At 31.4% G+C, this 12,769-nt stretch carries 9 protein-coding genes; 4 read left to right on the plus strand and 5 right to left on the minus strand.

The features are described 5' to 3' along the window. Positions 1 to 135: 135 nt before the first annotated feature. From N456_RS02475 to N456_RS02495, 5 genes are all read right to left on the minus strand, one after another. Positions 136 to 2,334, minus strand: coding sequence for a PepSY domain-containing protein (locus N456_RS02475; protein ID WP_062053515.1), 2,199 nt, complete (start codon positions 2,332 to 2,334; stop codon positions 136 to 138). A gap of 11 nt (positions 2,335 to 2,345) precedes the next feature. Further along, positions 2,346 to 2,840, minus strand: coding sequence for a DUF2271 domain-containing protein (locus tag N456_RS02480; RefSeq protein ID WP_062053516.1), 495 nt, complete (start codon positions 2,838 to 2,840; stop codon positions 2,346 to 2,348). A 131-nt stretch (positions 2,841 to 2,971) separates the two neighbouring features. Further along, positions 2,972 to 4,471 (minus strand): ankyrin repeat domain-containing protein, encoded by a 1,500-nt coding sequence (locus N456_RS02485; protein ID WP_062053523.1) that lies wholly within the window; start codon positions 4,469 to 4,471, stop codon positions 2,972 to 2,974. Between the two features lie 11 nt (positions 4,472 to 4,482). Further along, positions 4,483 to 6,930, minus strand: a complete 2,448-nt coding sequence (locus N456_RS02490) for a TonB-dependent receptor (RefSeq protein WP_240315466.1) — start codon at positions 6,928 to 6,930, stop codon at positions 4,483 to 4,485. 15 nt (positions 6,931 to 6,945) lie between these two features. Further along, entirely contained in the window at positions 6,946 to 7,851 is a 906-nt protein-coding gene (locus N456_RS02495) for a DUF6607 family protein (RefSeq protein WP_062053525.1), read from the minus strand. An 82-nt stretch (positions 7,852 to 7,933) separates the two neighbouring features. Here N456_RS02495 and N456_RS02500 point away from each other — a divergent pair, with 82 nt between their 5' ends. From N456_RS02500 to N456_RS24185, 4 genes are all read left to right on the plus strand, one after another. Continuing rightward, positions 7,934 to 10,078, plus strand: coding sequence for a TonB-dependent receptor plug domain-containing protein (locus N456_RS02500; protein WP_062053527.1), 2,145 nt, complete (start codon positions 7,934 to 7,936; stop codon positions 10,076 to 10,078). Between the two features lie 13 nt (positions 10,079 to 10,091). After that, positions 10,092 to 11,609, plus strand: a complete 1,518-nt coding sequence (locus N456_RS02505) for an HmuY family protein (RefSeq protein ID WP_062053533.1) — start codon at positions 10,092 to 10,094, stop codon at positions 11,607 to 11,609. Between the two features lie 556 nt (positions 11,610 to 12,165). Further along, entirely contained in the window at positions 12,166 to 12,357 is a 192-nt protein-coding gene (locus tag N456_RS02510; RefSeq protein WP_062053535.1) for a hypothetical protein, read from the plus strand. Between the two features lie 62 nt (positions 12,358 to 12,419). Next, complete coding sequence (locus tag N456_RS24185) at positions 12,420 to 12,557, plus strand: hypothetical protein (protein ID WP_158447805.1); 138 nt, start codon at positions 12,420 to 12,422, stop codon at positions 12,555 to 12,557. Positions 12,558 to 12,769 lie beyond the last annotated feature (212 nt).

A 12,769-nucleotide genomic window follows, 5' to 3' on the forward strand; every position in this document is an offset into this window, starting at 1 on the left:
ACTCCATGTGTGATCATGAATTGTGAAATATCTTGTGGAGGTAAAAAGAAAAAATGCTGTAAGAAATACAAAAAGAAAGGAAAGACGAATTGTAAAAAATGTCCTAAATTGTAAGCTTGCCTTTAGGAAGTTAGTTTAATAACAATCCATTTTTAGTTGCCCTCTATTTTGATAAAAACTTAAGGGTTTATGATTAATTTTTTCACAAATCTCATCCAAAATAGTGATAACTTCTTTTTGCATTATAACAGATCCGCAGATTAAGATTACTCCTTTATGATCTAATGCTTTTGCAATAAAATCAGTATTTCTTTTTAGTAGATCTTGCACATATATTTTTTCTTGTGATTCTCTAGAATAAGCAGGATAAAAAGCTGTTAAATGATTATTTTTAATACTACTCTTAATGATTTCTTGATACAACTCACCAGACTGCTGATTTCTTGCTCCCCAAAATAGATATGTTTTTATGTTTTTGTTATGCTTACTTATCATCCCTAAAAAAGGAGCAATACCTGTTCCATTTGCAATCATAATGACCTCTGATGTATTGGTAGGAAAGTGAAAATCAGGATTTCGTTTTATTGATCCAGTAATACAATCATTTTTGATAAGCTGGCTAAAATAGGTAGAGCATATCCCAAATTCATGTTTTTTGATACTTAGAAGAATATCAGTATCAATTTTTCCAATAGAATATAAGCGTTCTACAGGGTCACTTTTTGGATAAAAAGCTAATAAATCTCCTGACTCAAATACTACTTTTTTTTCTGGCTGTAAGCGAAGTAAAAATGTATCATCAATGCCTATAGAAGATCGATAAACGACAGAGAATGACACTTCTTTTTTTGGTCTCATATAATAGGGCTGACCTAGCGCTATAGATACATTAATACATTTACCCCATTGAGAAGCCCAATCCCGAAAAGCTTCATAAGATTGATTATTTATTTTATAGACTTCTAAAACAGGGGTAAACTTTGGGTGAGATTTTAATAATTTATGGACATCAATAGCATATTTACAAAAATCAGGGTATGCCAGAGAACCAAAACCTACTACAGTAAATAGAATTTCTTTTTTTTGGTGTATTGTACGGAGTAGTGTTTCAAATTTTTTAGCATTTATAGGTGACTCTCCCTGACCATAAGTAGATGTAAGTACAATTAAATGTTTTGCTTCTTTATAAGAAGAATACTTGTTTAATTCTGATATAAAAACTGTTTTACCTAATTTTAATAATGAGTTATATAGAAGTTTAGCAAGACCAAAAGTAGTACCTGTTTCTGAGCCCACAAGAATAATATATTCTGCTATATCTTTATGGTATTTGTTTTTTGGAGTAGCACTTTTTTTTCTTCGTTTTAGAGTCATCGAAAAACCTGAATATATAAAAAATAAAATAGAGCAACTTACAATACCCAGAATTATAGACCATACAATACTGCCTTGCCCAGTATGTAATACTAAGCTCCAATGCGATGCTAATGTTACAAAAGGATATTCTGAGGCACTTAGGGTATCACCAGTAAACTGATTGATAATAAGTTCTTTATCTGATAGTTTTATATAAAAATGATCTTCTGCATCATCAGAAAAAGGAAACTCAATAACTCTAACGTTTTTTAACGTTATTTCATTAAAAATAATGAAATCATTGAGTTGTTGTTTAGGTGTTGTTTTAATGTTTTCAAAATCAATATGATGATCAGGAGTATATGAGGGTAATAATGAAAACTTTTCTAGTGATAGATACACTCCTGTTACCGCTATGATGATAATAGGAAGTAATGTCAATCTACCTATTATAATATGATAGTATTGCTCGAAGTTTTCTTTTATGATTTTAGAAAAAAAGCGATGGATGCCTTGTTGTCTTTTTATAATTAACAAAACTCCTGTTATTGCAATCAGAAATAAAATGAAAGAAATTAATCCAACAAAAAAACGCCCCATACTTTTTAAGAACAAGGAACGGTGTAGATTAGTAGCGAATTTAAAAATGGGCGCTTTCTCAATGATTTCACCATTTTTTTCACCTGTTAAAGGGTTAATGTAAAAAGTTTGATTTTTACCTTCTGTTGTAATAACAGATACTGATACAAAATCGTTGTTATCAACTTCTAGTGATAGGATTTCATCATAATGATTTTTTAAAACTGATATAGTTTGTGCGATTGTTTGATTTTGTGCATGCTCTATAGCATATGGTTTTAGCTGATTCGATATAGGCTCGAATGCTAAAATGATCCCTGTTATAGAGGCTATAAGTATAAAAGAAAAAGAAGATATAGCCAATGCTAAGTGGCTATATCTCCAAATTGAAATGGTCATTTAGTTGGTTGTTATTGTGGCATCATACGTACATAGCGTATAAATCCTTTTCCTTCTACTTTACTTTTTGTAGTCTCTGATGTGAGTTCGAATTCTACATCGTCTTTATAATATTCTTGATCTTCTACAGCTGTCTCAAAACGTATTTTGTAGCCAGTATTAATTTTATCAGCATCAATGCTAACCACACTAACCGTTCGTCCACCACCACTTATGGTTGCGCCTGTAATAGCATCAATATTAGGTCGTTTTTTTCCATAGAATTTCCACCAATCAGTAATATCATGGTACCATTCTTCATCATCTCCTTGTACAAATAAGGTTTTTGCATATGTACCATCAGGATTCATTAATGAAATAACTACATAAGCACCTTCGCCAGTATAATTAGTCATTTGTATCATGCACTTATAGGTATTACTTTCTGAAAGAGGTGTAAATCCCAATACAGCAAAAAAAGCAAATATAAGTATTGGAAATATTTTAAAAATGAGTGTCTTCTTCATGTACAATAAATTCGAATTTAATACTTGTTTTTAGGATATTGATAATCGTATTAAAAGCGAATAGCTTGTTATAAAATAATACGTTAGTAATCCTCTTTAATTTTAAACCCTTTAGCTAAAAGGGAATAATGTTATTTTAAAAAATTTAGATCTATAGCATTTGATTTTAGTGCTTCATTCTCACTAGCTAAATCGAATACAGATTCATCAAAACTAGTTTTTATAGTTTTATCAGCCCCAATAGATAATAAATATATTAAAGTTTTATCATTTTTAGTAGTCATAGCAGCTTTATGCAAAGCAGTAATCCCTTCTTTATTCTTAGCATTGATATCGATAGTATATCCATAATCATGAATCATCTTTAATAGTTTTAGATCGTTTTTTTCTATTGCTAAATGATAGAGTGTATTACCATCTTTCTGAGGTTTAGAAATATCAAACCCATGATTAGTTAAGATTTTTATTTTTTCTTTAAATTGATTGATATGTTTAGGGTTGTAAGATTTCATTAGATAATATCCTATATGATTACCCTTTGTATCAACTACATTTAGATCTGCTTTTGTATTAATTAAGAAATTAACAGTTTCTACAGTATTACTTTTTATAGCATACGTAAGAGCAGAATGCCCTTCTTTATTACTGGTATTGATGTCTTTTGTATGTTTTTCTAGGAGTTGTATAACTTCTAATGTATTATTGTAAGCTGCATTGATTAGAGGGATGTTTCCTTTATGATCTGCTTGATTAGCATCTACATTTTTACTTAAAAAATAAGTAAATACATCTAGGTCTTTATTTCTATAGGCTAGATTGTGTAAAGGCGTTACTCCATCGGTATTAGTAATATTTGGTTCAATACCTAAGCCCTCTAGGTATGTAAAGAAAGATAAAGGATTAGATCCTTTTCTGGTTCCTTGACTGGCAAAAATCATTGCATTACCACCTTTTTTATTAAGTTTTTTATAGGTAATTCCTTTTTTGATTAATTGATTAATCATTTGGGTATTTCCGGTACGAGCGGTATAGTTGATAACACCATTTCCATCATTATCTACACTATGAAGATCTAAACCTTTAGAAGTGAAATAATCGATCATTGAAAAATCCTTTAAATGCGGAGTTAATAAAAGTAGAGCATTAGCTCCATGTTCATCTCTATCATTTTTTACATCTATTCCATTTTTAATACATAAGTCATAGATCTCTCTATTGGTTTGACCTGTAGCCGCGGCAAAAGTCAATACCGAAAAATGATGAGAATCTATAAGATCCATTCTGGCATTATTGGCGATTAAATGTTTCATTAACGCTACATTATTAGCATAGGCAGCCCAGAATACATATGTTCTCTTATCATGAGTAAGTTTATTAACATCATTTCCTTTTTTAGAAAGTAAGTGTTCTATACTAGTATTAGGTACTTTTTCTAAGATTGCATATACTACAGCATCGAATCCATATGGATTCAATACTGTAACATCATTACCATCTGCTATTTTTTGTTCTATTGTTGCTATCGTAGGATTTGTTTTCCAGAATTCTCTTTCTAAGAAAACATTTTTTGTTTGTGCCTGTGCGATAGTAGCAAACAGAATATATATAGTAAATACTTTGATTATATTCATTTTTTTAGATTTTAAAATTTATACCGTAATGTTGTGCCAAAACTAACAGGTTGTATTCTATTAAGGTATACTGTACGATATGCATTATATCCCAGTTCATCAAAAACATTATTACCAAAAATATCTAAGCTAAATCTGTTATTAAACTTATAAGATGCTTGTACGTTTACTGTTGTATATGCTTTTAAGTCAAAAGGTTTTACTCCTGGGGTAACTCCAACATGAGTATAATTTCTAGACCATACATTATGAGGTCGTTTTCCTAAATAATAAGCACCTGCTCCTAGAGATAAGCCATCTAGAGAATTTTTGAAGGCATATCGTACCCAAAAATTGGCAGTATGTTTAGGAGTATTTATTGGGCTAGAATTAAAATAATAAGAAGCATGATCTTTATATTTAGCATCTAGATAAGAATACCCTGCGATAAGCTCTAAGTTAGATAGTATTCTGCCTATTATTTCTATTTCTATACCATTTCTGGTGTCTTCTCCTCCTTGTTGGTAATACCCTAAAGAATTACCAGCGACATCGATTACTTCTAAGTTTAGATTTTTGCTATATGTAGAAAAGAATGTAGCATTAAAACGTAAAGCTTTATGTAACCAATTAGATTTTATACCTGTTTCGAATTGATCCCAGCGTTCTGTACCAAGTTCATTACCATTGATATCTCTATAAAAAGAAGTCATAGGGTTAGAACTACTAGCATAAGAACCAAAGACAATAATATTTTCTGTTGGTTTGATATTTAATCCTACTAGAGGATTAAAAGCATCATCACGTTTAGCCCCTGTTAAACTACGTCCGATAAAATTACCTTTAGTTCTTTCTAAAGAAGTATATCGTAATCCTAAGAAAACATCTACCCATTTTGTAACAGAGATTTTATCCTGAATGGTAAATCCATAGGATTTTGTTTTAGAACCTGTAGCTCGTGCTGGATTAATTGTTAGTGATATGGCCGATGGTAAAACAGTATTGATAGGTTGAGTAACATCAATAATATCTACATAAGTAGGAGGATCATTATCAGGGTTATCATCATTATCAGGATAGTTAGTTGTATATGCAGTAGTATTAAAAGTTGTATTTCTGTAATCTATACCTACCTGAAAAGTATGGCTTAAGATTCCTGTTTTAATATCTTTACCCACTAGATCAACCTGTAGGACACTATTTTTATCACTTCTTCCCTGTCCGTAATATTCTCGATATCTCTGTGTATTAGATAGCTTCTTATCTCCTCTTCCTTGATATGCATAAGATGTTTCTGCATAGGTTTCTAAATCAGAAGCAAAATAACCAGCCTTAATAGTTAGCTCATTATTTATTTTTCTGTCAAATCGTATAGCATAGGTTGTATTTACAGAATTGTTTCTATCAGAATCAAAACCTAAAAATTTATCATCAGGTAATTTATAGATAGTATTAGTACTATAATCTCCTAAATTAATAGTACCCTGATCAGGAGTTCTACTATCATCCATATAATCCATTTCTAAAACGATAGACGTTTTATCATCTGGTTTCCATGCTAGAGAAGGGTTTATATAAAAACGTTCTGAATTTACTTTTGCTCTATAACTATCTGCTTTGTCATACGATCCAGCTACTCTAAATGCTACTGTTTTTTCTTTATCCAAAGGTCCATAAAAATCAAAAGTAGGTCGTATTGCACCATAACTACCAGCTCTTAGAGTTATTTCACCACCGTTATAAAATTTTGGCGTTTTAGTAACTACATTGATAACTCCACCTACAGAACCCAGATCTCCTCCTAGACCCTGACTGATAGCAGAAATCCCTTTTAATACTTGGATGTTATCTACACCAGCCATATCAGTAATAATACCGACACCTCTAAAATCTGAGTTGATTCGTACTCCATTTTTTAATAATGGAATACCTCTATATCCTCTAAGAGACATACTTTCTCTAATGTTTCCGTATGTAGCAAATGTATACACACCAGCAACATTTTTGGTAACTTCACTAAGAGTTAAGGCATTTTGTTGATCAATAAGTTTATGAGACAAGATCGAGATACTTTGTAATTGCTCATTTGGTTTTAGAGGCAGTCGGGTTAATGTTTCTAATTTTTCGGCTCTTTTTTCTCTCGATCCAAAAAGTTCAACCTCTTCTAATTGTGTATCTCTTAATAGTGTAAATAGAATGTCAGTTCTATTTTTATTTATAATAATAGTCTGAGATAATTCTTGATACCCAACAGCACTAGCACTGATAGTATAGGTAGAAAAAGGAATATTATCAATACTAAATGTTCCATCTTCTTTTGCCTCTGCACCTAATCCAGTTCCGACAATAGAAATATTGGCATAAGAAATAGGCTCATTAGATTCATTTATAACTTTTCCATGTAATGTTGTTTGACTGTATATAAAATTGATACTACCTAAAAGAAGTAGTATTAGGGGTAATTTTTTCAATATTGACATAACTATTTCTCACTATTATTGTATTACAAAAGATTCAATGACTTTGTTGATATCTTCTTTTTTAGTATATTGATCAGAGAACAAGTGCTTATAAAGTGCCTTATTATCTACTTTAGTTTCAAGTACTAAGTTGGTATTTCTACCATATACTTTTTCCCATTTGTTACGAACCAAAGCCCATTTTTCTGTATTCTCTTTCCACCAATCGGCAGCAACTTTACATTTACTGTCATCTACTTTTACATAAGTATTATATCCTTTTTCTTTGGCTAGGATTACATCTGCCTTACCTTCCTCACGTATTACTTTATCATTGTTTTGATCATGGATCCAACCCTCTTTAGTAATTTCATGTCTGTTACCTCTAACCGTTACATTATAATCACTTCTTTTGGTATATTCTCGTCTTGGTAATGGAGCATCTGTTGTATTTTCCCAAAAACTTTTTCCATCAACATGTACCCAGGTTGCAGAACCTTCATAGCGTGGACTATCATCTACTTGATATACTTTTTGTGTCCATTGTCCTTTTACCTCAGACTCAGGCTTACGTTCATAGTTCCATCTGTTATTACCATTAAACATATAAAAATCAGTATTTTGATATATCCAATCTTGTCGCCAATGTTTTACAATATGCGGTTTAGATGGATTACCTACTTGCAATAAGTGCTGAATGGAAACTTTATTTTTATCATCTTCGATTAATTGAGCCCACTCTAATGCCTTTGCAATTTTTGTTTTAGAAGGTTTATAAAGAGAATCGGTACTATACTGGAACGTTTCTGCAAAATTGAAAGTTACTTCATAACAACCACACATTTTTTTTATGGCTTCTCTATCCTGTGTTTTTTTGTTTTGTGCATTTATAGTATATACAAAGGCAAATACTATAAATGATGATAGTGTAAATCGTTTCATTACTTAAAAATTTTAAAAAATTATTAGTTCTTATTTAGATTGAATTAAAATAAGATATATATTTGTTGCAAATTTATTAAGAATGAATCTAAATAGAAGTCAATTTTCATTTTATTTTTTATTATTTTTTTTCAGTTTCACATTCGCTCAGCATAAAAAAGTAGAAAAAGACTCTGTTAAAACAGAACAATTAGAAGAAGTAATCGTAACGGGGCAGTATGCTCCACAATCAATAAACAAGTCAGTTTTTGAAGTTAAAGTAATCAGTAGAGCTCAGATAGAGCAACAAGCAGGGAATAACCTTGCAGATGTATTAAACCAAACTCTAAATATTAGTATTATCCCTAATGCATCTACAGGAAAATCAGCAGTACAGCTATTTGGATTAGATGGTCAATATTTTAAAATACTGATAGATAATATTCCTGTAGTAAATGATGAAGGTTTAGGGAATAATACGGATTTAACCCAGATAAACTTAGATGATATCCAACAAATAGAAATTGTTGAAGGCTCTATGGGAGTGCAATATGGAGCAAATGCAGTTTCTGGAGTGATTAATATTATTACCAAAAAATATGGTAGATATAAATGGGAGATTACTCCTTTTTTACAAGAAGAAACAGTAGGAGATGAATATGGCTTATTTGATAAAGGGAGACATATACAATCGCTAAGAGTAGGATATAAAATCTCTGATAAATGGTATACCAATGCGATGTATACAAGAAATGATTTTGCTGGTTTTTGGGATAATAAAAAGGGGCAATTCCATGAGTTAGATGATGGTAAGAGAGGATATCTATGGCTACCAAAACTGCAGAGTACAACAAAAGCTCTACTCAGTTATAGAGGAGATAATAGGTTTAGAGCCTTTTATAAGTTCGAGTATTTTGATGAGCATATAGATCGGTTCTCAGAACAGGTAATCCTTAATTATAATGCTTCTACGCAGACTACAGATCCTGTAGGTAACGATGCTATTTTTACATCACAGCGGTTTTATCATCACCTTAATTTTTTAGGAAAATGGAAAACCAGTTTTAATTATGATATTTCGTTGTCGTATCAGCAGCAGAAAAGAAATGCAGAAATTTTTAAATACAGAATTAAAGCCAGAGAAAAATTTGATATCGAAAAGTTTGAATATGAGTCTAGAAAAGTGCTGTATTCTAAAGGTAATTTTAGTAATTTTTTAGAAAATGATTTTTTCGATTTTCAGTTAGGGTATGAAGTAAATCATATTAATGGATATGCATCCAGTACCTCGGGTAGTTTTGATGGACAAAACATAAAAAGAGAGTTAGGATCGTATGATTTTTTTAGTTCTGCAGAGATATATGCTAGCGATAGCTTTTCTATTCGTCCTGGAGCAAGACTACTTACCTCTTCTGTTTTTAAACCTCAGGTAGCAATGTCATTAAGTACTAAATACATTTTTGCTAATAAGTTAGAAATAAGAGGAGTAGTAGGTTCTTCTCCCAGATTGCCTAATTATACAGAGTTGTACACCTATTTTGTAGATACTAATCATGATGTAAGAGGAAATCAAAATATAAAACCCGAGCAAGGTATTTCTGCTTTTTTACATATTAAGAAAAATCTAAAACTAACGACTGATAACAGTTTTAAGATGCTTAGTAAGCTTTCTTTAAATTATCTAAACGTATCTGATAGAATAGAGTTAAGTGTTGTTAGCCAGACTCCACTACAATTTCAATACATCAATATAGACTCATACAAAACTATTGGAGCATTTTTTAATAATACGATGAATTATAAAAATATAAATGCTGCTGTAGGGATTGGTTTTTCTGGAGAATCAAAAGTATTAGACAGTAGAACACTACATAATGATGATTTTTTATATCGTATGCAACTTAATGTTAATGCATCATATTATGCAAAACCAATAGGTATGATATTCTCTGCATATTATAAGTACAATGGTGCTACGCAGCAATTCGTACAACGACAGAATCAAAATAATGAAACAGAACTGATCAAAGGAAAGCAAGAAGGGTATAGTTGGTTAGACGCTTCTCTACGCAAAGACTTCTTAGACAAAAAAATACAACTCACTTTTGGAGTTCGTAACCTTTTGGATATTACCAGTGTAAATACTACCGCAACAGAAGGCGGAGCACATTCTGGACCAGCATCAACTATTTTATTGGGGTATGGGAGGTCCTATTTTTTAAAACTAGTTTATAATCTTAATTTTTAATTGACAAGTCAAAATGAATACCAATTTATTTTTTATTAAAACATTACTACTACTCTTTATACTAAGTGGGTGTAGCAGTGATGATGATGCTACAGTACAAGAATTTGCTGTAGCGTTCGAAAACCCATCAACAAGTTTTTCTACTACAGATGAGAAGAAAGATGCAAAGATTGTTTTTTCGCGTAATGCCTCAGAGGCAGGAAATATAGTTGTAACATATACTGCAGAGAATGCTACTTATGGTGCAGAAGCAGATTTTACAACAACCCCATCAGGAGAAACGGGTAGTCTTACAATTCCTTTTAAACAAGGGGCTAAAGAAGCTACATTTACCATCAATAAGTTTAAAAACCCTGTCGAAGGAGTGACTAAGGGGTTAACATTTTCTATTACTAAAGTAAGTGTACCTAATAGTACGATACGTGGTAACACTAATATGGCACTAAGCTTTACAGAATCCGCAGCCTTAGGAGGTAGCATTGCTCCAAAAGTAGGAGGAGTAAACTATCCCAATCAAGTATATATAGATTTAAGCGCTCAGAAAACAACACCCGTTAGACGAGATACGTGGGAGATAGCGTTTCACTCAGGGGCAGAGAATACAGTATTTCTAAACTCTTCTCTAAGAATTACAGCAGCAAAATTATCTCAGTTTACAGATATTACATCAGTAACCAGTACTACAGCATTTAATCCTCCTTTAGAGATTAATGCTAGAAATCTTTTTACGAAACCCATTTCATATAAAAAAGTAACCGTTACTACGGTTGAAGACTATAAGAAAGGAGTGAAATCATCTTATAATATGTATGAATCTTATGCAGATGCTACAGATGGTAGTACTACTGCAATATCAGAGATTTCTTCTAAAGAAGAAGAAAACAAGGTGTATTTGGTATATATGGGATCAGAAATACCTACAGAACCAGGAGCAGGATCTATTAATACAACAGGAGATGATAGAGGATGGTATAAGATTAGAGTGCTAATGGATGGAGATGCTTATAAGCTTCAGTACGCAGCATTAGATGCTACAACTTTTACCGAAGTAATGATTAATAAGGATCCTAATTTTAATACAGTAGCATTTAGTTTAACTACAGGAAAAAAAGTGAATGTAGAACCTACAAAAGGAGAATGGGATATTAACTTTAGTGGTGTATTTGGATCTGAGTATGGTACTACCTATAGCGATTATGTAGTGCATAATACATTAGGAGGTACTGGATTGTATCAAGTTACTTTATATAAAACGGATAAAAATGGTGTTGTAGAAAAATTTGATGTCCCTTCTTACGAAGATTTTGGATTAGCCAATGTAGATGAGAAATTATTAGATTTCAAAAAAAGAAATGCTATAGGGAGTGGCTGGCGTAATGCATTTGCAAAACCCGTAGCAAAACTAAAAGATGATAGATATTATATCATAAAAGATAAAGCAGGAAACTATTATAAACTCCGTTTCACTGCTGTATTGAATGAAAAAAACGAAAGAGGAAACCCTAAATTTGAGTACACTCTATTAAAATAGAAAAGAGTGTTTTTTGTCTTATTATTATTTAAAAGTGTTGATGTAAGCTCTCCAGATCTTTTTGATCTGGAGAGTTTTTTTGTAATAGTCAGTATCCGATTAAGAAGGGGAGGAGGTAATGGTATTAAATTAAGATGTGTCTTTTTGATGATTAAGGGTTTATAAAAAAAATCTTTACTTCTATCATAGATTCCAGTCTTTAGTTTATCCAGAGTTAAGCCTTTAGATTTGTTTATTGAAATACTATTATTAATAGTCTTAACCATTCTCATCACTACAGTAGAGAAATAAGCATCTACAGTAGAGAAATAGAAATCGGAATTTCTGAGGGTAGAGGTGTGAGATCAAAATTACTGTAAAAAAAAATAGTTATAAAAATATAGGTAACAATAGTACTACTTATAGCATTAATAAAACAAATAACCGATATATCCTAATAGGGTAATATCATAAATTAATACATACTTATACATACAAATTTTATGGACAAAAGACAGATCAATCGTTTAGAAATGTATCAAGCAGTACAAACTTTTATGGATACCAATACTACAATATGGAGTGGTGTACTGTATTAGTTACTTTTAAAAATGACCTAGAGAAATTATTAATACAGATTAATGAGAATAAAGATAGTCAAGAAACCTGTAGAGTCTATCTGGGTGGTAATAAGACTATACAAAAACGTTTTGTATCAGAGAAAGGGGATATTCTAAACGATGCTCTAGAGGCCTATGCTGCTATATAGGGTAATGCTGTATTAGAGCAAAAAGCTGCAAAAAGACACTACCTGCAAAAACATTTTCTGATTTGTATAAATTTCGAAATCAGGATTTTATTACTGTAATGACAGAAACCATATTATTATTAGATCAGAATTTAGTTCCTCTTGGTGACTATGGTGTAACCCAAGATCAGATCACTGATCTAAAAAATTGGAGTTGCTAGAGAACTATAGAGGTTATGCATTATTATTGCGTAGATGGATACAAGAGTCTAATAGGGGCTAAACTCTTATGAGATCGCAACCCTTATAAAGCAGTCTCCATTAGTGATGGATCATATATGATAGTGTAAGTCATTATCTCTAAAAAATTAACGTTTTAGACCTTCGAGGTTTCCAAACACTGTAGGGTTAAATAGTGTTTTTCGTTAAAAAA

The sequence above is a fragment of the Aquimarina longa SW024 genome, from assembly GCF_001401755.1.
In the GTDB taxonomy this organism is placed as follows: Bacteria; Bacteroidota; Bacteroidia; order Flavobacteriales; family Flavobacteriaceae; genus Aquimarina; species Aquimarina longa.